17 protein-coding genes are annotated in these 22,360 nt (G+C 60.2%); 10 read left to right on the forward strand and 7 right to left on the reverse strand.

The annotated features are described in order from the left end of the window. Positions 1-20: 20 nt before the first annotated feature. Complete coding sequence (gene glnE, locus CWI75_RS03175) at positions 21-2,858, reverse strand: bifunctional [glutamate--ammonia ligase]-adenylyl-L-tyrosine phosphorylase/[glutamate--ammonia-ligase] adenylyltransferase (protein WP_241521058.1); 2,838 nt, start codon at positions 2,856-2,858, stop codon at positions 21-23. Positions 2,859-2,917: 59 nt separating this feature from the next. Continuing rightward, entirely contained in the window at positions 2,918-4,696 is a 1,779-nt protein-coding gene (gene tfpB, locus CWI75_RS03180; protein WP_101519990.1) for a type IV pilus assembly ATPase TfpB, read from the reverse strand. Between the two features lie 137 nt (positions 4,697-4,833). On the opposite strand from tfpB, the gene CWI75_RS03185 reads away from it, so the two are divergent. The 5 genes from CWI75_RS03185 to ilvD all read left to right on the forward strand — a co-directional run bounded on the left by CWI75_RS03185 (position 4,834) and on the right by ilvD (position 11,461). Then, entirely contained in the window at positions 4,834-5,517 is a 684-nt protein-coding gene (locus CWI75_RS03185; protein ID WP_101519991.1) for a TIGR00153 family protein, read from the forward strand. Between the two features lie 9 nt (positions 5,518-5,526). Continuing rightward, entirely contained in the window at positions 5,527-6,804 is a 1,278-nt protein-coding gene (locus CWI75_RS03190) for an inorganic phosphate transporter (RefSeq protein WP_101519992.1), read from the forward strand. Between the two features lie 96 nt (positions 6,805-6,900). Next, a complete protein-coding gene (argE, locus tag CWI75_RS03195) occupies positions 6,901-8,052 on the forward strand; it encodes an acetylornithine deacetylase (RefSeq protein WP_101519993.1) in 1,152 nt (383 codons plus the stop codon). A gap of 92 nt (positions 8,053-8,144) precedes the next feature. Beyond that, positions 8,145-9,449: an amino-acid N-acetyltransferase gene (argA, locus tag CWI75_RS03200; protein WP_101519994.1), complete on the forward strand. Its 1,305-nt coding sequence runs from the start codon at positions 8,145-8,147 to the stop codon at positions 9,447-9,449. Positions 9,450-9,616: 167 nt separating this feature from the next. Then, positions 9,617-11,461: a dihydroxy-acid dehydratase gene (gene ilvD / locus CWI75_RS03205; RefSeq protein WP_101519995.1), complete on the forward strand. Its 1,845-nt coding sequence runs from the start codon at positions 9,617-9,619 to the stop codon at positions 11,459-11,461. Between the two features lie 12 nt (positions 11,462-11,473). On the opposite strand, the gene CWI75_RS03210 is transcribed toward ilvD, so the two are convergent. Genes CWI75_RS03210 through CWI75_RS03220 form a run of 3 tightly spaced genes read right to left on the reverse strand, consistent with a single transcriptional unit; the run spans position 11,474 to position 14,051 of the window. Beyond that, complete coding sequence (locus tag CWI75_RS03210; protein WP_101519996.1) at positions 11,474-12,367, reverse strand: DUF6279 family lipoprotein; 894 nt, start codon at positions 12,365-12,367, stop codon at positions 11,474-11,476. Between the two features lie 5 nt (positions 12,368-12,372). After that, positions 12,373-13,323, reverse strand: a complete 951-nt coding sequence (locus CWI75_RS03215; protein ID WP_101519997.1) for a pyridoxal-phosphate dependent enzyme — start codon at positions 13,321-13,323, stop codon at positions 12,373-12,375. A 32-nt stretch (positions 13,324-13,355) separates the two neighbouring features. Further along, on the reverse strand, positions 13,356-14,051 hold the full coding sequence (locus tag CWI75_RS03220; protein ID WP_101519998.1) for a Frag1/DRAM/Sfk1 family protein: 696 nt from the start codon (positions 14,049-14,051) through the stop codon (positions 13,356-13,358). A 63-nt stretch (positions 14,052-14,114) separates the two neighbouring features. Here CWI75_RS03220 and CWI75_RS03225 point away from each other — a divergent pair, with 63 nt between their 5' ends. Next, a complete protein-coding gene (locus tag CWI75_RS03225) occupies positions 14,115-15,461 on the forward strand; it encodes an alanine/glycine:cation symporter family protein (protein ID WP_101519999.1) in 1,347 nt (448 codons plus the stop codon). 24 nt (positions 15,462-15,485) lie between these two features. Here the strand turns inward: CWI75_RS03225 and leuA are convergent, their stop codons facing one another. Further along, positions 15,486-17,159, reverse strand: a complete 1,674-nt coding sequence (leuA, locus tag CWI75_RS03230; RefSeq protein WP_101520000.1) for a 2-isopropylmalate synthase — start codon at positions 17,157-17,159, stop codon at positions 15,486-15,488. A 303-nt stretch (positions 17,160-17,462) separates the two neighbouring features. On the opposite strand from leuA, the gene CWI75_RS03235 reads away from it, so the two are divergent. The 3 genes from CWI75_RS03235 (at position 17,463) to CWI75_RS03245 (ending at position 20,127) form a co-directional block, all read left to right on the forward strand. Beyond that, a complete protein-coding gene (locus tag CWI75_RS03235) occupies positions 17,463-17,951 on the forward strand; it encodes an Lrp/AsnC family transcriptional regulator (RefSeq protein WP_101520001.1) in 489 nt (162 codons plus the stop codon). A gap of 118 nt (positions 17,952-18,069) precedes the next feature. Continuing rightward, positions 18,070-18,849, forward strand: a complete 780-nt coding sequence (locus tag CWI75_RS03240; protein WP_101520002.1) for an SDR family NAD(P)-dependent oxidoreductase — start codon at positions 18,070-18,072, stop codon at positions 18,847-18,849. A 72-nt stretch (positions 18,850-18,921) separates the two neighbouring features. Then, positions 18,922-20,127: a multidrug effflux MFS transporter gene (locus tag CWI75_RS03245; protein WP_101520003.1), complete on the forward strand. Its 1,206-nt coding sequence runs from the start codon at positions 18,922-18,924 to the stop codon at positions 20,125-20,127. Here the strand turns inward: CWI75_RS03245 and CWI75_RS03250 are convergent. Beyond that, a complete protein-coding gene (locus tag CWI75_RS03250) occupies positions 20,109-21,167 on the reverse strand; it encodes a GGDEF domain-containing protein (protein WP_101520004.1) in 1,059 nt (352 codons plus the stop codon). The genes CWI75_RS03245 and CWI75_RS03250 overlap by 19 nt on opposite strands. Positions 21,168-21,340: 173 nt before the next feature. On the opposite strand from CWI75_RS03250, the gene CWI75_RS03255 reads away from it, so the two are divergent. Further along, the gene (locus CWI75_RS03255; RefSeq protein ID WP_101520005.1) at positions 21,341-22,348 is read left to right on the forward strand and encodes a cysteine synthase A; all 1,008 of its coding nucleotides are present in this window, start codon (positions 21,341-21,343) and stop codon (positions 22,346-22,348) included. Positions 22,349-22,360: the final 12 nt, after the last annotated feature.

Below are 22,360 nucleotides of genomic sequence, written 5' to 3' on the forward strand. Positions count from 1 at the left end.
CTCCAGTCCTGCCGTTCTGATTATTCAACCTGCGCCCGGAACAGGCGCTTCCATATGGCTTCTACATTTTCCCGCAACTCACGGTAGCGTTCGCCAGGCACTACTCCCGGCTGCTGCTGCAGGGCAAGTTGATGAGCGGCGGACCGGAATGCCAGGTAGGCATCGATCAGCGCTTCACTCTCGCGCTGCTCGAACAAACCTTCCCGGGCCAGGGTTTCGAGAATGCGGATGTTATCTGACCACCGCGCCAGGTCCGGCACGCGGCTGGACCACGCCAAGACCGCATATTGCACCATAAATTCGATATCAACGATACCACCCACACTCTGTTTGAGGTCAAATTCCACAGTGTGTGCAGCCGGCGACAACTTGCTGCGCATGCGCTCGCGCATGGATACAACTTCCTCGGCCAATGCGGTTGCATCGCGCGGCTGGCACAGAATCTCGCGGCGCACATCATCCACACCCTGGCCCACTATCGGGTCCCCCGCCACCAGTCGCGCACGCACCAGCGCCTGATGCTCCCAGGTCCAGGCGGTGTCCTGCTGGTAACTGCGGAATCCGCGCAGACTGCTGACCAGCATACCTGAGTTACCCGAAGGCCGCAGACGCATATCAACCTGGTAGAGCTGGCCCATGGTCATTCGTGTTTCCAGAATATGGATGATGCGCTGCCCGAGGCGGGTATAGAATTTGACATTATCGATACTGCGCTCGCCATCGGTCACGCCCTGCGCGTCGGCGTCGAAAATGAATACCAGGTCCAGGTCGGAGCTATAACTGAGCTCGATACCGCCCAGCTTGCCGTAGCCGAAAATGGCAAATCCATAGCCGTCACTGTCCCGTTGGGGTTGGCCGAAGCGAGCGGTGAGGTCTGCCCAGGCCACCGCAATCACGTGCTCCAGAATGACCTCGGCAATCCAGGTCAGCTTGTCACTGACCTGCATCAGCGGCAGGCGTCCCACCAGCTCACTGGCCGCAACCCGCAACACATGAGAGGCCTTGAAATAGCGCAGGGCGTCCATCTGCGCCTCGAGATCACCCGGCTGCAGGCGCGCCACTTGTTGTTGCAACTCGGCGGCCAGCAGGGCCCGGTCAGCCGCCGTATAGAGACTGCCCCGGTCGAGCAGCTCATCGAGCAATACCGGCTGGCGCTCCAGCTGTTGGGCGATCCAGGGGCTGGCCTCGCACAACAGCACCAGGTCGCCCAGGGCGGGTGGATTTTCGAGTAGCAGTGCCAGGTAGGCACTGCGCCGCAGCACAGCGGTCACCAATGGCAGAATGCGTTGCAGCGCACGATCCGGTTGCTCCGCCTCGGCGCAGGCCAGCAACAACCGCGGCATGAACTGCTGCAAGCGCTCGCGGCCCTCGACCTGCAATGTTGCCACCCGGCTGCTGTGCTGCAGCACCTGCAGCTGCTCCAGGCTCTGTTCCGGCTGCTCATATCCCAGGCCCGCCAGGGTGGCTGCGTCGAGGTCTTCGTCCCACAGCGGCAGCTCTTCCACGGGCTCTTCCCGGTCGGATTCCGGCTCTGCAATCAGGTCGCGAAAATGGCCGGCCACACGGTTACGGTGTTCATCCAGCGCAGCGAGATAACCGTCCCAGGTGTCATAACCCATCACCGTCGCCATCGCAGACTGCTGCAGCGGTTCTGCCGGCAAGGCCTGGGTCTGTTGATCGAGGTAACCCTGGATTGCGTGCTCACTGTCGCGCAGGAACAGATAGGCACTGCGCAGCTCCGCCACGGACTCCGGCGGCAGACACCCGAGTTTCGAGCATTCCTCGAGCACCCGCAATAATTCCCGCTGTTGCAACCCGAGGTCGCGACCGCCGCGGATCAGCTGGAAGCACTGGGCGATGAATTCTATTTCACGAATACCGCCATGGCCCAGTTTGACGTCTGCCTGCAGGCCCCGGCGACGCACTTCGGCGTTGATCATCTGCTTCATACCGCGCAGGCTCTCGATCACTCCGAAATCCACGTAACGGCGATAGACAAAAGGACGCAGGGTAGCCATCAACTCGGCACCGCGCTGCGGATCCCCGGTTATCGGCCGCGCCTTGACCATCGCATAGCGCTCCCAATCGCGACCCTGGTCCTGGTAGTACTCCTCAAATGCCGCAAAATTCGTGGCCAGGGCACCGCTTTCACCGTAGGGACGCAAACGCATATCAACCCTGAAGACAAAGCCTTCCGCAGTAATCTGGTCCAGGGCGGTTATCAGGCCCTGGCCGAGCTTGGTGAAAAACTCGGTATTGCTGATACTGCGCCGGGTACTGTCGGTGTCGCCGGACTCAGGGAACGCGAAGATCAGGTCGATATCCGAGGAAACATTCAGCTCACGTGCACCCAGCTTGCCCATCGCAATCACAATCAACTGCTGCGGTTCGCCGCTGAAACGCCCTTTGGGCACACCGAACCGCGTCTCCAGCTGGTTGTGAAGATAGCTCTGGGTCAAGCCGATACAGGTTTCCGCAAGCCAGGAAGTATCGCGCACGGTTTCCAGTGTATCGGCCATACGACTGAAATCGCGCCAGACAATGCGCAACATGTGGCGCTGGCGAAAGCGTCGCAAAACCGGGCCCAGCTCGGCACCCGGCGCCGCCAGGAGCTGTTCGAGTTCTTCCATCAGCTCGCCGTCTTCGAGACTGCGCTGCAGCAGGCCGCCCGCCAGGAGGCCGGTTAGCAGGCCCGGCTGACGCCGCAGCAAACCGGCCACAAAGGGGCTGCAGGCCAGCATTCCGGGCAGAGAGGCCGCACTATCGGGGTGCGCCGCAAGACTTTGCTCAAGGGCGGCGATCGCCGCCGTATCGGAATGTTCGGCTATGTGTTGCCACGCTGTGGCGGCCGTTGCCACAAGTTCAGCTGGTAAATTATTTGTTGATATCATACTCACCACACAGGCTGTTCGGGAGGTCAGGCGTCAAAAAGGGGCGCCACACGCATCACTTCTTCTATGGTGGTCTGGCCCGCAGCCACCCGGGCGGCCCCGCTTAAGCGCAGGGTTCGCATACCCTCGGCCATGGCGACCTCGCGGATCCGCGCAGCCTCCATCTGCGGGGTAATACAGGCCTGTACCTCGGGACTGTTAACCAACACCTCGTAAATACCCTGGCGACCAATATAGCCCGTATCACGACAGAGCTTGCAGCCCACCGGCCGGGCGACAGTCGCGGGCGGCGGCAGGTCAAAGGGCTGCACCAGCTGGCGCCAGGCGCCTTCGTCAACCGGCTCGTGGGCCTTGCAGGCAGCGCACAGTATCCGCACGAGGCGCTGGGACATGATGCCCCGCAAGGTGGCCTTGATCAGGTAGGCGGGCATGCCCAGCTCCTGCAGTCGGGCAATGGAGCCCGGCGAATCGTTGGTGTGCAGGGTGGAGAGCACCAGGTGCCCGGTCAGTGCCGCCTGTACCGCCATGTTGGCCGTTTCCAGATCGCGGATCTCCCCCACCATGATGATGTCGGGGTCCTGTCGCATCAGCGCCCGTACACCGGCGGAAAAATCCAGCTTTATACCCTGGTTCACCTGCATCTGGTTAAAGCTGTCCTCAACCATTTCGATCGGGTCTTCAATAGTGCAGACATTAACTTCCGCCGTCGCCAGCCGGCGCAAGGTGGAGTACAGCGTGGTGGTCTTGCCGGAACCGGTCGGCCCGGTCACCAGCACGATGCCGTTACCGGCAGCGGTCATGGCGGTCCAGCGCTGCAGGTCGTCGTTCTCCAGGCCCAGCTCGATAAAACTCTTTTGCAGCAGGTCCGGGTCAAAAATACGCATCACCAGCTTTTCGCCAAAAGCGGTCGGCAGGGTAGAGAGGCGCAGTTCCACCTCGCTGCCCTGGGGCGAACGGGTCTTGAGACGGCCGTCCTGCGGCCGACGCTTCTCCGCAACATCCATACGCCCGAGGATTTTAATGCGGCTGGTCACCGCGGCGCAGACATGTTGTGGCAACTCGTAGACGCCGTGCAGCACGCCATCGATGCGGAAGCGCACCTTGCCCACATCGCGACGCGGCTCGATATGAATATCCGATGCGCGCTGCTCGAAGGCGTATTGCAGCAGCCAGTCGACAATATTGACAATGTGCTGGTCGTTTGCGTCCGGCTCCTGCATTGAGCCAAGCTCCAGCATCTGCTCGAGATTGGCGACTCCGGGCGCGGCGCCGGCGGTCGGGTTGACGCCACGGGCGCCACGCACCGATCCCGCCATACTATAAAACTCAGCTGTGTGACGGATGATGTCTCGTGGATCAGCCAGGACCCGGCGGATACGCTTGCGCAATACGTGTTCCAGATTGCGCTCCCAGGCATGAATCCACGGCTCTGCACTGGCGATAACCACCTCGTCCCGATGTACTTCTACCGCGAGGATACGGTGGCGCTGGGCAAATGCACGCGACATCACCTCGGCGACGTTGCCCACATTGATCTTCAGTGGATCGATATCGTACAGCGCCTGCCCGCTGGCCTGGCCCAGCCAGCGCAGCAACGTGTCCATCTCGTGCCGTTCGCCAGGGCGGGAGGGATCCTGCAGTTTCTGTTCCGCCAAAAACACCAGCGGATGCACACCGCCGATACTGGCGTTGATCAGTCGCGAGCGGTCCGCATCCGTCAACTTGCCCGCCGCATGCAGCTCGGCAACCAGGGAGTACAGGCTGAGGGGGCGCTCGGGGGGCTTGGCTACGGCATTGGTTGGCATGGGTCTGGAGCCTCTGTCATTTCCCTGGAAGCGATAGCCGTCATGCTATCACAGGCTATGCCGATGAGCCGCGCAGCGTGTGACAGGGCGCTTTCAAGGCCCTATACTTCTCACCCCCAATTAGCAGGGAGTACACCATGGCAGGGTCAAATCCGCTGAGCGATCTGTTCGGTCGATCGCCGATCAAACCGATACAGCAGCATATGCAGGTCGCCAACGATGCGGCACAGCTCCTGCCCGTATTCCTGGAAGCCGCGAGTCGCGGCGACTGGCCCGGGGCCAGCGAGGCTTTCAACCAGATAAAGGCCGCCGAGCAGGAAGCGGACAAGCTCAAGCGTTCGGTCCGCCGCCACCTGCCCAACAGCCTGTTTTTACCGGTCTCGCGCAATGACCTGCTGGAGCTGGTGACAATCCAGGACCATGTTGCCAATACCGCCAAGGATGTCACGGGCCTTATGCTGGGGCGGCAGATGCAGTTTCCGGAACAACTGCAACAACCATTACTGGAACTGGCGACTACCTGCGCTGCCACTTGTGCGCAGGCGCTAGCCGGTATCCAGGAGCTGGACGAATTACTGGAAGTGGGTTTCACTGGCGGCCGCGAAGTAACCCGGGTAGAAGGCTTGATCAGGGAACTTGAGAAGCTCGAGGGTCGCACCGACAAGCAAGCCCAGAAGCTGCGTGCGCATCTGTTCAAGCTGGAGCGCGAACTGTATCCGGTAGACGTGATGTTTTACTACCAGGTCATCGGGCTCATGACCGCAATGGCAGATGCCGCGGAACGGGTCGGGCACCGTCTCCAGATCCTGATGGCCAAATAGGAAAGTTTCATGGAAATCATCGCCGAATATGGCACTATTTTTCTTATCCTGGCCTGCCTGTTCGGGTTTTTCATGGCCTGGGGCGTGGGCGCCAACGACGTTGCCAATGCCATGGGCACCTCGGTCGGGGCTCGAGCCCTAACCATCAAGCAGGCCATTCTGGTCGCCATGGTGTTCGAGTTCCTCGGTGCCTATCTGGCGGGGGGCGAAGTAACCTCCACCATTCGCAAGGGCATTATTGATGCCGAGGCACTGGATGCGTCGCCGGAGCTTATGGTTTACGGCATGCTCTCGGCGCTCCTGGCGGCGGGTACCTGGCTGCTGATTGCCAGCCTCAAGGGCTGGCCGGTGTCTACTACCCACTCCATTATCGGGGCCATTGTCGGCTTCGCTGCCGTTGGCATTGGTGTGGAGGCCGTGCACTGGGGCAAGGTCGGCACGATTGCCGCCAGCTGGATCGTGTCGCCGCTGCTCGCAGGCACCATTTCCTATGCGCTGTTCATGAGCGTCAAGGTCCTCATCCTTGATACCGAGGACCCTTTCCATCGCGCCAAGAAATACATCCCGGTGTATATGTGGATGGTGGGTTTCATGATCTCCATGGTAACCCTGCTCAAGGGTTTGAAACATGTCGGTCTCGACATGGACCTGGGGCTGGGCAGCAAATTCGCCAATGCACTGCCGCTGTCGGCACTGATAGGCCTGGTGGTGGCGATAATTGGCGCTCAGCTGCTGCGCAGGGTCAAGGAATTGCCCAACCAGGATAACCGCTTCGCCAACGTCGAACGGGTATTTGGGATCCTGATGATCTTTACCGCCTGCGCCATGGCCTTTGCCCACGGCTCCAATGACGTCGCCAATGCGGTCGGGCCACTAGCCGCGGTAGCAAGCACTATCCTGTCCGGCGGAATGGTCACCGCCCAGTCAATAATGCCCTGGTGGATCCTGCTGATTGGCGCCCTGGGTATTGTCGTGGGGCTTGCTACCTATGGCTGGAAGGTCATCATGACCGTGGGGCGCAAAATCACCGAACTGACCCCGAGCCGCGGCTTCGCCGCCGAACTGGGCGCTGCCTCCACAGTTGTACTTGCCTCGGGTACCGGCCTGCCGATCTCCACCACCCACACCCTGGTGGGGGCGGTACTCGGTGTGGGTTTTGCCCGCGGTATCGCCGCATTAAACCTGCGCACCATCGGTACCATTTTCATGTCCTGGATCATCACCCTGCCCGCAGGCGCCGGGCTGGCGATTACCTTCTTCTTCATCTTCAAGGGAATTTTTGGCTGAACCCATTACTGGCCGGGCGCCAATTGACTACCAGGGCGCCCGGGGCTAACGTAACCACAGTATCCTCTCGTCATTTACGCGCCAGGCGGCAGCCTTATGTCCGAGCACCAGAAACAGATTATCCAGCAGTTGACGGCGCTGATCGCCAGCCCCTCCATCAGTTCCACGGATCCCTCCTGGGACCAGGGTAATCGGGGTGTTATTGAGCTGCTGGCGGGCTGGTTATCCGCACTGGGGTTTGCCACTGAGATCATGGACGTCTCGCCCGATGGTCGCAAAGCCAACCTGATTGCTACTCTGGGTACCGGCCCGGGTGGGCTGGTGCTGGCGGGACACACCGATACGGTACCTTTCGATGAGGGGCTCTGGCAGTCCGATCCGCTGCAGCTGGCCGAACGTGACAACCGCCTTTACGGCCTTGGCAGCACCGACATGAAGGGGTTTTTCCCGCTGGCTATCGCTGCGGCAAGCGCCTTTACGGGCACTTCGCTACAACAGCCACTGATCATTCTTGCCACGGCGGATGAAGAGAGCTCTATGAACGGCGCCAGGGCACTGGCGGCGGCGGGCAGACCACGTGCGCGAGCGGCCATTGTCGGCGAGCCGACCTCGCTGGTCCCGGTGCGGTTGCACAAAGGCATCATGATGGAAGCCATCCGGATCAGCGGACACTCGGGGCACTCCTCAAATCCGGCGCTGGGAATCAACGCCCTTGATGTCATGCATGATGTCATAACGGAACTGAAAGTATTTCGAGGGCAACTGGCGAGTCGTTATAGCAATGCGGCGTTCGAAGTTGCTTTCCCCACCATTAACCTCGGCTGCCTTCACGGTGGCGATAGCCCCAACAGGATCTGCGGTAGCAGCGAACTGCATTTCGACCTGCGCCTGACTCCCGATGCCGACAGCGCCGGTGTGCGCGAGGAATTACACCAACGGCTGCGCGCCGCGGCGATACAACATGGCGCCGGGGTTGAATTACACTCACTGGTGCAACCCGTGCCGGCTTTCGAGCAGGCCGCAGACAGTGCACTGGTGCAATTGGCAGAGCGGCTTACCGGCCACCGTGCCACGGCAGCGGCCTACGCCACCGAGGCGCCGTTCCTTCAGCAGATGGGGATGGAGACTATCGTCATGGGACCGGGTTCAATCGACCGTGCCCACCAGCCGGATGAATACCTTGAGCTTGAGCAAATCGAACCCTGCGTCGCCCTCCTCAAACAGTGCATTGCGCATTACTGCCTGTAACCGTCGGGGTCTGTGTAAAATTGCCATTAGTGCTCAGCCGCGGCTTTGGTTAACCTTAGCCTCCTTATGCAGCCGACCCCGGAAAACATGACGTGACCACCCAGAGCCGCAACCATATCCGCTGGTTCAGGAATACCGCGCCCTATATCAACACCCATCGATCGCGAACCTTCGTGCTGATGCTGGGCGGTGAGTCTGCGCTGGACCCGAATTTCGCCACTATCATGCACGACATGGCGCTACTCAACAGTCTTGGGGTGCGCCTGGTACTGGTCCACGGCAATCGCCCGCAAATCGAGACCCGCCTGCAGCAGGACGGCATCGAGAGCCGGTTTCATGGCGATATGCGCATTACCGACAGTTCTACGCTGCACCACGTGATAGATGCAGCGGCCGCACTGCGAACCCAGATTGAGGCGCTACTGTCCATGGGCCAGTCAAACTCGCCCATGCACGGTGCACGTATGCGGGTCTGCTCCGGCAATTTTGTGACAGCCCGGCCGATCGGTGTCGTCGATGGGGTGGATTTCCAGCATACGGGCCGCGTACGCCGGATCGACAGCGTCGGCATTCAGCAACAACTCGCAGCGGGCTCCATAGTGCTGTTATCGCCCCTGGGTTACTCGCCAACCGGTGAAATATTCAATCTGGCGCTTGAAGACATTGCGGTGCGGTGTGCCGCCGGTATCGGTGCTGACAAGCTACTGCTTTTTGGCGCCGCAGCCGGCATTGCCAACCGTGAGGGCAAACTCCTGCGACAGCTGGCGGTGGCCGAACTGGCGGACCTTGAAGTGACCGACAGGGAACAGGCGGATCTGCTGGCGACTGCACGACGCGCCTGCGTGGCCGGTGTGCCACGCTGCCATATCATCAGCTACCGGGACGACTGTGCGTTACTGGAAGAGCTGTTTACCCACGACGGCAATGGCACCCTGGTGGCAAAAGACGATTACGAGCAGTCCCGCAATGCCAGTATCGACGATGTCGGTGGCATTCTGGAACTGATAGAACCACTGGAGCGAGAGGGGATACTGGTCAAGCGTTCAAGAGAGTTGCTGGAAAATGAAATTCGCCAGTTCCGGGTTCTCGAGCGCGACGGTCGCATCATTGCCTGCGCCGCATTGTATCCGTTTCCCGAGGAAGACTGTGGCGAACTGGCCTGCATCGTCTCCCATCCGGATTACCGGGGCAGCAATCGCGGCCAGCGCCTGCTCCATGAACTGGAGGGCGAGGCCCGGTCCCAGGGTCTGAACCGCGTTTTCGTGCTCTCCACCCAAACCGCACACTGGTTTCTGGAACAGGGGTTCGAGGAGTGTTCACGGGATGCCCTGCCCATGCAAAAGCAGGCGTTGTATAACCTGCAACGCAACTCCAAGGTTTTCTTCAAGACGGTGTAATCGGCAGGCTGTCCCGCGGCCGCGGGGCGGCCACTGCAGCAGGTTCAGACCATGCTTTCACCGGGGCACGTCGTTGTGACTCTGCCGGACAATTTTTGCTATCCTGCGCAACCGATTCCTACTGCCATCCCCCGCCGCATCCAGCGGATCAAGAACAGGTACCCATCATGCCAGCTTACCGCTCCAAAACATCCACCCATGGCCGCAACATGGCTGGCGCTCGCGCACTCTGGCGCGCCACGGGAATGAAGGACGGCGATTTTGGCAAGCCCATCATTGCGGTGGTCAACTCCTTCACCCAGTTTGTACCCGGCCACGTGCACCTGAAAGACCTGGGACAGCTGGTGGCAAGGGAAATTGAAGCAGCAGGCGGTGTTGCCAAGGAATTCAACACCATTGCGGTGGATGATGGTATCGCCATGGGCCACGATGGCATGCTCTATAGCCTGCCCAGCCGGGATATCATTTCCGACTCGGTTGAATACATGGCGAATGCCCATTGTGCCGATGCGCTGGTGTGCATTTCCAACTGCGACAAGATCACCCCGGGGATGCTCAATGCCGCACTGCGGCTGAATATCCCGGTCGTGTTTGTGTCAGGCGGCCCGATGGAAGCAGGCAAGACGAAGTTGTCGGAAAACAAGCTGGACCTGGTAGATGCCATGGTGATCGCCGCCGACAGCGACGCCAGCGATGAGGATGTGGCCGAATACGAGCGCTCCGCCTGTCCCACCTGCGGCTCGTGCTCGGGCATGTTCACCGCCAATTCGATGAACTGCCTGACCGAAGCCCTCGGCCTGAGCCTGCCCGGCAACGGCTCTACCCTGGCTACCCACGCCGACCGGGAGCAGCTGTTCCTGCGCGCGGGCCGGCTGGTGGTCGAACTCTGCAAACGCTATTACGAGCAGGACGACGCCAGCGTATTGCCGCGCAATATCGCCAGCTTCAACGCCTTTGAAAACGCCATGTGCCTGGATGTCGCCATGGGGGGCTCCACCAACACCATTCTGCACCTGCTGGCAGCGGCCCAGGAGGCGGAACTGGATTTCGACCTCGCCGATATCGACAGAATCTCGCGCAAGGTCCCGCAATTGTGCAAGGTGGCCCCGAATACGCCGCAATACCACATGGAAGATGTACACCGGGCCGGCGGCGTCATGGCCATTCTCGGGGAACTCGACCGGGCCGGCCTGCTGCACCGCGACTGCCCCACCATCCACAGCCCGAGCATGGGTGAGGCCCTGGAGCAATGGGATATCGTGCGCAGCACCGATCCCGCGGTACACCAGTTTTTCAAGGCCGGTCCCGGCGGCATCCCCACCCAGACTGCCTTCAGCCAGGATACGCGCTGGCCGAGCCTGGATCTGGACCGCGCAAACGGCTGCATTCACAACCTGGAGCATGCCTTTTCACTCGAGGGCGGGCTGGCGGTGCTCTACGGTAATATCGCCGAGGATGGCTGTGTGGTGAAAACCTCCGGCGTCGACGAAAGTATCCATGTATTCTCCGGCCCGGCCTATATCTGCGAAAGCCAGGAAGGCGCGGTCGCCGATATTCTGGAGGACAAGGTCAAGCCGGGTGATGTGGTGATTATTCGCTACGAAGGTCCCCGTGGCGGACCCGGCATGCAGGAGATGCTCTATCCCACCAGCTACCTGAAATCAAAGGGCCTGGGCAAGGCCTGCGCACTACTGACCGACGGTCGGTTTTCCGGCGGCACCTCCGGCTTGTCGATCGGCCACGTGTCGCCGGAGGCTGCGGCGGGGGGGGCCATTGCCCTGGTTGAGGCGGGGGATATTATCGAGATCAACATTCCTGCACGTAGCATCAATGTCGTCCTGGGTGCAGAAGAGCTGGCGACCCGACGCGCTGCCATGGAGGCCAGGGGCAAGGCCGGCTGGCGCCCGGCGGCAGAGCGGCCACGCAAGGTCAGCGCCGCACTCAAGGTCTATGCCAGCATGGTCACCAGTGCCGACAAAGGCGCGGTACGGGACTTGTCCTTGCTTGACTGAGTGGCGCGCACCTCAGGATGCGGGCAGGGCAAGTGGAGCCTGGTCGACGCTGTTCCACTGTGAACTGTCCAGGCCCTGTTCGATCAACGCCGATATATCGCGCCGCAATTTGTCGAGCTTGCGTCGCAAGTGAGCGTCCTGCCGCTCACTGCGACTATTCAGCAACGTCACCACGGCCTGCTGAATCACGCCGAAATTATGATTGTAGACGGCACGGTATTGCTCCGACATCCGCTCATTGCGCGCGGCCAGCGCCCGTCGCAGACGTTCTTGCCAGCCGGGCTCGCGCTGCAGGATCTGCTCAAGGTACACGAGCCACCCGGCGCGGGCCTCCAGCCAGACTGAATCTGAACGTTGCAGGTCATCGCAGGCCTGGTGCAGCGCGTCCTTCTGCTCAGATTGCAGGCGGCCAATGTAGGTTCGGGCGTTATCAATCAGGCGTTCACAGGCGTCATCGCGGTATTCGCTATCACTGCGCTCCAGATACTTTTCCTCGTACTCGGACTGCTGTTCCCGCAAGGTAGCAATGAACTCCGTTATTTGCCGGTCAGCAAGCTCGTCCCCCAGCGCCAGCATTGACTCCAGGGCGCGCTCCTGCAGGCGCAACAAAGCCCGCTCGACGCCAACAGTGACCAGGACCAGATCCTCTGTCGTCACCTCTCGATCAAGCCTGGTGACGAAGTCATCAAGCAGGGTCAGATAACGGGGCAGCTCCTCACGCCGGTGCCAGGCCAGGAAGGCGTCTACTTCCCGATGCAGGTAGCGGTCTTGCTGCCGGTCCAGCTCAACATAGTCACCGAGATACCAGGGCAGCAGGAAATCCAGTCGATTGTAGAAAAACCGGGTGCTGCTGCAGCCGGCGAGAAACGCCAGGATAAGGCAGGCGATCAGCAATCGGCCGCGCATCACAGTCACCAGGGGAGCCGGTCGGGATCCAGGTTACCCCCGCTGATAACGGAGACCACGCGACGGCCACGAAATCGCTCCGGATGTTCCAGCAAAGCGGCAAAACTGACAGCCCCGGAGGGCTCCACCACGGTTTTGAGCCGGGTCCACTGCAGGCGCATGGCGGCCATGATACTGTCGTCCGTTACCGTAACGATGGTATCCACATACCGCTGGATAAGGGCAAAGTTAAGCTCTCCCAATCCCGCCAGAAGCCCGTCCGCTATGGTATCGGGGGCTGTTTGGGGGACCAGGCGGCCCAGCCCGAATGAGCGGAACGCATCATCGGCACCGGCCGGCTCCGCGGCTATCACCTCCACCTCGGGACGCAGGCTTTTCATGGCCACCGCAACACCCGACAATAATCCCCCGCCGCCCACCGGCACCACAATCACCTCCAGATCAGGCACCTGTTCGAGAATTTCCAGGGCCACGGTGCCCTGGCCGGCAATCACCCGGGGATCATTATAGGGGTGCACCACGTGGGCACCCGTCGCCGCCACCAATTCTGCCAGAGCGGCCTCGCGCGCCAGCAGGGTAGGCTCGCACTCAATCACGTGGCCACCGTAGGTAACCACCGCGGCTTTCTTGACTGCGGGCGCGTTGCTCGGCATGACAACGTGGGCCGTGATACCCCGACGGCGCGCCGCCATGGCCAGCGCCGCACCGTGATTACCAGACGAGTGGGTCGCCACCCCAAGAGCGGCCTGGGCATCGTCCAGGCTGAACACCGCGTTGCTCGCCCCCCGGGCCTTGAATGCCCCCGCTTTCTGCAGGTTTTCACACTTGAATACCACTCGGGCACCGGTATGCGCATCCAGTAGCTCACTGGAGTACACAGGCGTCTCATGTATGTGGCCCGCAATACGCTCTCTCGCCGCCTGAACATCCGCCAGCACCGGGCTCGGCTTGGTCATGATTGACTCCTGTCGATCAATGGATGGCCCTGTTATGGAGCCGGTTGATATATCTGCAACTGCCAGTTTGCCCGCCGCCAGACGAAATAGCCCAGCAGGAAGTTGGTTTGCAGTAGCAGGCTGAGTACCCATTCAAAAGCATCTTCAACGCTGCGATACCTTACGTCATCCCAGGCCTGGAACACCACGGTAATTACTCCCAGTGCCAACAGGATATAGCAGACCCACCACATCGCCCGCACCAATAACCGGGAGTCTGGAAAGTATTGCTGCAGCCGCTGGAGTTCCGCTGCGAATAACAGCTGCGCGAGGAAGGTAAACGAGAAAAACAGCACGGTGCCGGCACGTCGCTGGAATCGCCAGGTATCGCCGGATTCGCCCAGCACCGTGACATAAAGTATCAGGCCGATGGAGGCCAGCAAGCCCAGCACCAGCATCCAGCCCGGGGAGTGATTGGGACTGGCGGCACCGGCGCGCAACGCCAGCGCACGCAGCCAGCTGTAGTTACACCACCAGTAGGCTGCCAGCACCACTGCCGCGGGTAGCATGGTAGCCCGGAACAGGTAACTGGCAGGGGCATGGCGGCCTGTGGCACTGATCGAGGTACAGCTGTCGATATAGGGGTTACACCATTCCACCAGGCCATAGCTTGCTGCCACCAGCCAGGTCAGGTGGACCGCGAAAAAAGGCAGCAGCGCCGCCAGCAGGGCGATAATGCGTACGTTCATCTGCCAAAGTTTAGCATTGTGCTGTGTTATTCTCGCGCTTTTGCCAGAGGAACAGCCATCACCATGGAGCAGTTACAGCAACTTTCCGCCAGCTTCGCCAATGCCGTATGGGGTACGCCGCTGGTTGCCCTGCTATTGGGTGGCGGCCTCTTCTTCGCATTTTATTCACGTTTTTTACCCTATCGGCACTTCGGCCACGGGATTGGCATCATGCTCGGCCGTCACGATACCCCGGACCAGCCCGGCGACCTGACCCACGCCCAGGCTCTGGCAGCCGCACTATCGGGCACCATGGGGCTGGGGAATATTTCGGGGGTGGCGCTGGCTATTGTCGCGGGTGGGCCAGGTGCCGTTTTCTGGATGTGGATCTCGGCGCTGGTGGGCATTGCCACCAAGTTCTTTACCTGCACCCTCGGGGTGATGTACCGCGGCAAGGACAGTGAGGGCAAACTGCAGGGCGGGCCCATGTACATTATCCGGGAAGCGCTGCCCAGGCGCTTTTATCCACTGGCAATCATGTTCTCGCTGGCGGGGCTGGTGGGCACACTGCCCATTTTCCAGGCCAACCAGCTGACCGCCCTGGTTCGCGACAACCTGTTTGACGGTGGCGACCCGCAGCTCACCAGCTTCCTCATTGGTTGCGTGATCGCAGCCCTGGTGGCCAGTGTGATCTCCGGTGGCCTGAGCCGTGTGGCCAGGGTGGCGGTGACCCTGCTGCCGCTAATGGTAGTCACCTATCTCGCCATGACCGTATATTTGCTGATTCTGCATTTTGAGCAGGTACCGGGGTTGTTGGCGGATATTGTCGGCAGTGCTTTCAGCCCCCGGGCGGCCGGTGGTGGCTTGCTGGGCATAATGCTGATCGGCATCAGCCGGGGTGTGTTTTCCAATGAAGCGGGAGTGGGTACGGAGGTCATGGCACACGGTGCGGCACGGACCAATGAACCCATCCGCGAGGGACTGGTGGCAATGATGGGACCCGTCGCCGACACCCTGATAGTGTGCACCTGCACCGCCCTGGTTATCCTGTTGGCGGGTAACTGGCAAAACCCGGGGGAGCTGTCGGGTATTACCCTGACCGCCAACGCTTTTCGGGAGGACCTGGGCAGTCTCGGCGCAGGACTGTTGATGTTCATAACCCTGATACTGGCCAGCACCACTATGTTCACCATGTGGTATTACGGTGCCAAGTGCTTCGGTTTCCTGTTTGGGGCCAGGCTGCAGCGCTATTACCAGTGGTTTTACATTGGCGCAGTGATTTTCGGCGCCAGCGTCAGCATCGACGTGGTATTCAACCTGATCTCCGGCTCCTACGGCCTGATGGCCATCCCCACAATGATAGCGTCACTGATGCTCGCGGGACGCGTGAAAGCAGCGGCGAAAGAATACTTTCACCGCCACCCTTACTGATCGACGACAGCCGGGCAGGTGTGCTCAGGCCGCCGCAGTGTGGCTCGGGGCCACGGCCTGGTTGATGGCGCCAAGGATGCCTTCCAGTGACGCCTGGATAATATCCGCGCTGCGGCCTACGCCACAGTAGCGCTCGCCATCAATATTGAGCTGGATATAGCATACCGCCTCAGCGTCGGCGCTCTGGCTCAGTGCGTGCTCACTGTACTCCACCAGTACAATCTGCTTGCCGACGAAGTGCTCCATGGCGTCGACGAACGAAGCCACCACACCACCGCCGGTACCGGTTAATGCGTGTCGCTCACCACCCTCGCGCAGCTCGACCGTGAGCTGGTCGACCTGGTCGGTACGGCTCACCTGGTAATCACCCAGGCGCCAGCGACCCCCAGAGTCGAGGTAGGTGCGTTCGAACAGCGTATAAATGGCTTCGGGGGCTATCTCGCTTTCCTGCTCTTCCGCAAAGGCCTGTACCGCCTTGCTGAAATCAATCTGCAGCCAGCGTGGCAGCTCGTAGCCGTAATCCCGCTCCAGGACATAGGCGATTCCACCCTTGCCCGACTGGCTGTTGATGCGGATCACCTCCTGGTAGGAGCGACCGATATCCGCCGGGTCAATCGGCAGGTAGGCTACTTGCCACGGATCAAGCTGATCCCGCTTCGACAGGCACTTCTTGATCGCGTCCTGGTGGCTACCGGAAAATGCCGTGAATACCAGTTCACCCGCATAGGGGTGACGCGGATGTACCGGCAACTGGGTACACTCTTTCACCGTCTGGATGATTTCATCCATGTGTCCCAATTGCAGCCGGGGGTCGACACCCTGGCTGTAGAGATTCATGGCCATGGTAATGATGTCCATATTACCGGTGCGTTCGCCGTTACCCATGAGCGTACCCTCCACCCGGTCGGCGCCCGCCAGGACACCCAGCTCCGCCGCTGCGACCCCGCAACCCCGGTCATTGTGGGTGTGCAATGACACCAGCACTGAATCACGACGCGCGACGTGGTCACAAAACCACTCTATCTGGTCCGCATAGACATTGGGTGTACTCATTTCCACCGTGGCCGGCAGATTGAGAATCACCGGGTTGGCGGGGGTGGGTTGCCATACCTCGGTAACGGCGTTGCAGACCTCCACCGCAAAATCCAGCTCGGTGCCGGTAAAACTTTCGGGGGAGTATTCGAACACCCACTCGGTATCCGGGTAGCGGGCGGCGCAGTCCATGACCAGCTCGGCGCCGCGCCGTGCAATATCGACAATCCCGGTACGATCCAGGGCAAACACCTGTTCCCGCTGAACGGTGGAGGTTGAATTGTAGACATGAACGATCGCCCGTCGCGCGCCGCGCAGGGATTCAAAGGTTTTTTCGATCAGTTCCGGGCGCGCCTGGGTCAATACCTGGATAGTTACATCATCCGGAATACGGTCGTTCTCGATCAGCTCGCGCACGAAATTGAAGTCGTGGCTGGAAGCCGAGGGAAAACCGACCTCAATTTCCTTGAAGCCTATTTTCAGCAACTGATCCCAGAGACGCGATTTCTGTGCGGTCGTCATCGGCTCAATCAGGGCCTGGTTACCGTCGCGCAGGTCTACACTGCACCAGTAGGGTGCTTGTTCGATCTGCCGGTCCGGCCAGCGCCGCGAGGTCATCCGCACTGGTTGAAATGGCTGGTATTTGCGATGGTCAAACTGGCTCATGACGGCCCGATCCTGTGTCTGCTTACTGAAAATTGAAGGCTGTGCATCTATTGCGAGGCGGATTCTAGCCCGCGCAACCACCCTTATGAGGCGTCGTCCAGGCATGCGCCGCAATGGTAATCGGAACGCACTGACGACAACAGATGCTCATTCAGCCAGATGCATAGTATAACGCTGGCGATAGAGTGAATGATTGCAAATCCTCCGTTCAGTCGCGTATTTTGTAGCGTTTTAGTCTACAAAGGTTTCATATTCTGGCTATACTAACTTCTTTAATCGAAAACTACGCCACGGAAAGCCTCAATGAAACTGGACCGCACAGACCGCCGGATCCTCGACATCCTGCAGAACGACGGCCGCATCAGTAACCTGGAGCTGGCAGAGCGCATCGGTCTGTCACCTACGCCCTGCTCACGACGTGTTCGACGTCTGGAGGAATCCGGGCTCATACGGGGCACCGCTGCACTACTGGATCAGCCCCGCCTGGGACTCAAGCTTACCGCCTGGATCGGCATCAGCATGGATCGTCATACTCCCGACCGCTTCGACGCCTTCGAAGCGCAGGTTCGCGAGTTCCCGGAAGTGATGGAATGTTCCGTTGTCACCGGCCAGAGCGCCGACTATCTGCTCAAAGTAGTGATCCCCGACATGCAGTACTACGAGCGATTCCTGCTCGGCAAATTAACCCGTATCCCCGGGGTTACGGGGGTTCACTCAAGTTTCGAACTACGCCAGGTAATACTGAAAACCGCCCTGCCACTGGATCATATTACCAATGATACCGAGATTTGAACTGACGCCTGCGGTGGTTGGGGGCACACTCCGGCCAGTATCAGTGGCCGCGAGGGAACTTGTTGTGAACACCCGCTAGAGTGCATGATCCCCATGGGAACCTAAAAGGAGCACCAGGATGGACGATATGACAGGTAAGGTGGCGCTGGTAACGGGGGGCGCCAGCGGCATGGGCCGTATCATTGCGCTGCGCCTCGCAGCGCGCGGTGCCCGGGTTGCAATATTCGACGTTAACGAAAGCGGGCTTGAAGCCACTGCCGCCGAACATCCCAATATCACTGGCTGGCACTGCGATATCGGTAACCTGGAGGATGTTGAAGCGAAAGTTGACCAGGTCGAGCATACCCTGGGGCCCATCGATCACCTGGTACACGGCGCCGCCCTGATGCCCAGCCACAAGCTCATTGACCATACTCACGAGAGCATGCAGCGGCTGTTCCAGATCAACTATTTTGGAACCACCTACGTAATCCAGACTGCATTGAAGGGAATGCTGGCACGGCGCAGTGGCCGTATTATTGCCTTTGGCTCGATTGCGGGCCACGCGCCCGTACCGCATATGGGTGGCTACTGTGCGACCAAATCAGCCGTTAATACCTATATCGAGATACTGCAGAACGAACTTCGTGATTCGGGCGTAAGGGTGCACCTGGTGTGCCCGCCGGCGGTCAATACCCCACTGATCGACCAGACTCTGGCAACCGACAGCCCGGGCAGCATCATTGAGGCCAAGAAGTCCGGCCGACTGGCAAACCCGGAAAAAATTGTCGATGCCATCGACAAGGGTGTTGCCAGGGACCGCGACATCATTTATCCGGGGGAGGCCCGCCTGCTCATGTTATGGCACGCGCTTTGGCCACGCCTGTGGTGGAAAACAGTACTCAAGTTCGAGAGCTGAATCTGCACAGCCGAAACGCATTCCGGGCAATGTCGTTTGCCGGAAGTCGCTACCGTGTTAGCATCGCGGCCCATGAAAAACCGCCATCTGACCCCGGATTCACCCTGGTTGCTGGGGCTGCTGGCTTCCCTGGCGGCACTCGGCCCGCTTACTATCGATATGTACCTGCCGGCCATGCCGGCGATGCGCAGCGCCCTCGACACCCATGTCGGCGCCATTCAGCTCACCCTGAGTGCCTACCTGGTGGGCTTTGCGGTATTTCATCTGTTGTGCGGGCCCCTGGCAGACCGGTTTGGTCGCAAACCGGTTATCGCCAGCGGCATAGTGTTGTTTATCATGGCCAGCATCGGCTGCAGCCTGTCTGTCACAGTGGAGCAGTTGCTGGTTTTCCGGTTCCTGCAAGGCGTGGGCGCCTGTGTCGGCCCCACTCTGGCCCGAACTATTGCCCGGGACCTGTTCGGCCCCCGGCGAGCCGCACGCGCACTGTCGCTGATCGCCATGCTGATGGCGCTGGCGCCTGCGGTTGCACCCACCCTGGGCGGCTGGTTGATGCTGGCATTCCCCTGGCCCAGCATTTTCGTTTTCCTGGCTGTCTATGCCAGCCTGATATTACTGCTGTTGACGCGCTACCTGGGAGAGTCGCTTCCACACCGGCAGAGCCTGCATCCAAGGGTTATCCTGCGCAATTACAGCGTATTATTACGCAGCGGCCCCTTCATGACAGTGGTAGTCACCAGCTCCCTCGTCTATGCCGGACTGATGGTTTACCTCGCATCCTCTGCATTCGTTTACCTGGAAATGCTGGGCGTGCCCCTCAAGTACTTTGGCGCCATATTCCTCACCACCGTCGTGGGCTACATAAGCGGCAGTGCACTCAGTGCACGTCTGGCGGGTCGCTTCAGCTCACATCGGGTAGTCTTACTGGGCATCGGTCTGGCAGCTGCCTCCAGCCTGAGCATGGCTGTTGCCGGCATGCTGTTGCCCGAAAGTGTGCTGGCACTGATGCTGCCGATGATGTTCTACACCGCGGGCCTGGGGCTTACCCTGCCGCACGCCATGAGCCTTGCGCTGCACCCGTATCCGCATATGGCCGGTACCGCGTCAGCTCTGCTGGGGTTTATTCAAATGGCAGTGTCAGCGGCAGCGAGCGCACTGATCGGCCTGTTCCTGGTGGACTCGCCCACACCCATGCTGATTGCGCTGGTGCTGACCTCGGGTGCCGCCCTGGCCTTGGGCGGAAAGACACTCAACAGGCAGAATTACGCAACGGACTCATAGCTGGGCACAATAACCAGCCGGTCCCTGCCCGCTGCCTTGGCTTCGTAAAGTGCATCGTCGGCACGGGCAAGCCATCTCGACCAGTCCTCACCGCGGTTGAGTACCGCCGCTCCCGCGGAGAACCTGACCGGGCCATCGGGGCCCTCCACGGAGCCGCTCAGGCGTTGGTGCAATTCCGGGAGTGCCTCTGCCGCGGCGCTGGCGGACATCCCCCGCAACAGGACCACAAACTCCTCACCGCCCATACGGTAGAGGCCGTCCTCCGTGCGCAATACATCTCGCACCCTGGCGGCAAAGTCTGCCAGCACCTGGTCGCCGGCATCGTGCCCGTGGTTGTCATTGATTTTTTTGAACAGGTCGAGGTCAATGACCATAATGGTGCTGCTGCGGTCGCTACTGCGACGACGCTCGGCGACGGTGGCTTCCAGGTGCTGTTGCATCAGGCGCCGGTTGCCGACCCCGGTGAGCGGATCAAGCGTCGCCTGGGCGGCCAGTAAGCGACGCTGCTGCCTGAGCTGGTTAGTAAAAATCAGGCCGAATACCGCCATCAACATCGCCACGGTAACCCAGCTGATATGGTGCAACGGTGACTCGAACAGACGAAAGGTCAACCCGAGCAGCAGAATTACCAGGGCATTGAAAATAAGGGTGAGTATCCGGGGCAGGATCAGGCAATTTACCCAGATCACCAGGTAGGCCCACAATAACCCATTGCTGCTGACCAACAGAGCGCTCATGAGCGCCGCGGCGGTAATCGCGAGGCCGAACAGGATCAGCGCGTATTGAACGAAGCGGCGCTCACGACCCAGGAGCATGGCTATCAGCGCCATGCAAACGATCAGCGCGTTGATCACTGCACCGTTAACGTCACCGGTCTGGTAACGGTAGATTGAAAACCCGGCAACGATGACAGCGGTAACGCTGCCCATATAGTTCATCACGGACAGTTCGAGTGTGTGAACGCCATAGCCAGACTGGTTATCGGCAGCAGCACCGGTAGCGGCCGGCGGCGAATCCAGAAACAGATTGCCGGGTTTCACAACCTTTGTTCCGTCATTGGCTTACCCGTCTTGACTTGCAAGCCCCCGAATATGCCACAGCGGCTCTTTAACGGCAAACATGTAAGTTTTGAGCCTCCTGGTCGAGCCCGGGAATCTGACCCTCAGGGTGTGCCTGTGGCATACTGCCCATCACGTAAAAGGGAGATAGAATTTTGCAAAACGCCGCAGATGTTACCCAGCTGATAGGCAATACGCCGCTGCTCTATTTGCGCCAGGCATCAGAGCGCACCGGCTGCCATATATTCGGCAAAGCGGAGTTCATGAACCCCGGCGGGTCAGTCAAGGACCGCACGGCCCTGGGTATTATCAGGGCAGCAGAGGCGGCGCATGAACTCAAGCCGGGAGGGCGTATCGTCGAAGGTACCGCCGGCAATACCGGTATCGGCCTGACCTTGCTCGCCAACGCGCTGGGATACAAAAGCTCGGTGGTGATGCCCATGACCCAGAGTAAGGAGAAAATTGACGCGCTTGAGTTGTTGGGGGCCGACCTGCATCTGGTTCCCGCGACGTCTTACAGCGAACCCGGCCATTATATTCATACCGCACAGCGCCTTGCCCAAAAGTACGCCGCCACTGAGCCACAGGGCGCCATCTGGGCCAGGCAATTCGACAACCTCGCCAATAGCGCCATTCACCGCGATACCACCGGCCAGGAGATCTGGCGCCAGACCGAGGGCGGGGTCGACGGTTTTATCTGTTCGGTTGGTACCGGCGGCACCCTCGCTGGTGTGTCTACAGCCCTCAAAGCCCACAACGAGAACATTGTTATCGGTATTGCGGACCCTTCCGGTGCATCGCTATACCATTATTTCACCGACGGCGAGATCAAGCCCAGCCCCGGCACCTCCATCATGGAGGGAATTGGCATCAATCATATTACCGACAATGTGGCGCAGGCCCGGGTAGACGTCGCGTTCACCATAAGTGACGAGGAGGCGCTTCCCTGTGTCTTTGACCTGCTGCAACACGAGGGCCTTTGTCTCGGCGGCTCTGCCGGCGTCAATATTGCGGGCGCGATACGCCTTGCCGAGCAGCTGGGGCCCGGCCACACCATAGTGACCATCCTCTGCGACTATGGCACCCGCTACCAGAGCAAGCTTTTCAATCCCGTATTCCTGCACAACAAGGGACTGCCAGTACCTACGTGGCTGGATATCTGACAATTACGATCA

Source organism: Kineobactrum sediminis, assembly GCF_002868715.1.
Classification (GTDB): domain Bacteria; phylum Pseudomonadota; class Gammaproteobacteria; order Pseudomonadales; family Halieaceae; genus Kineobactrum; species Kineobactrum sediminis.